This is a genomic window from Pseudomonas sp. EL_65y_Pfl2_R96, assembly GCF_963970905.1.
In the GTDB taxonomy this organism is placed as follows: domain Bacteria; phylum Pseudomonadota; class Gammaproteobacteria; order Pseudomonadales; family Pseudomonadaceae; genus Aquipseudomonas.
In genome coordinates, this window is sequence record NZ_CAXAQH010000168.1 from 1 (window position 1) to 580 (window position 580).

The 580-nt window shown below is 62.8% G+C and carries 2 protein-coding genes; both read right to left on the bottom strand.

Translation table 11 applies throughout. The annotated features are described in order from the left end of the window. On the bottom strand, positions 1-198 hold a 198-nt coding region (locus AACY49_RS30035; protein ID WP_339527859.1), incomplete at its 3' end, for a hypothetical protein. 3 nt (positions 199-201) lie between these two features. Then, positions 202-580, bottom strand: a 379-nt coding sequence (locus AACY49_RS30040; RefSeq protein WP_339527861.1) for a hypothetical protein, incomplete at its 5' end; no start/stop codon positions are given.

Here is a 580-nt window from a genome sequence, read left to right on the forward strand (position 1 = left end):
CCAGTCAGCCCATCGCGGATCACTGAACCGGCTGTCGTCAGCAAGAACAAAACCCCAGTCAAGCGAGAAGTCGCTGCGGTTGCTGCCAGGGCGATGACCGTCGAGATGCCAGACCTGATCGGACCATACGGACCGTGCCGATATCCGAAGGGCCGGCCTGACGGCGGCGACAAGATTGGGTGCCGTGGAAGCCGTCATCGCTCACTCCAGCGCCGGAAGCAGTGCGAGAGCCAGCATTCGTTGTTCGGCATCACCTCGCAGTGTTTGCGGGAAGTCCGGCAGGATGTCGTCGACCAAGATGCGCAGGCTCGGCGCATACAAGAGCTCGAAGCGACGCGGATCAATGCGTTCACGCGCCCGCTCCAGTTCGCCGATCGCCTGAAGGATGCGCGCCATGTGTTCCACATTGATCGGTATGACCAGCCCTGGGCAGCGCAAGCAGCCGCCGAAGTGCCGGCAGACCCGACCTGCTATCGAGTCTGGTGCTGTGCCCGCGACCGGGTTGAGGCAATCATGACTGAACGGAACCGTTGCATTGCTCGCCAGCATGATCCGGTCGCGCTGCGCCTGATCCTCGCAG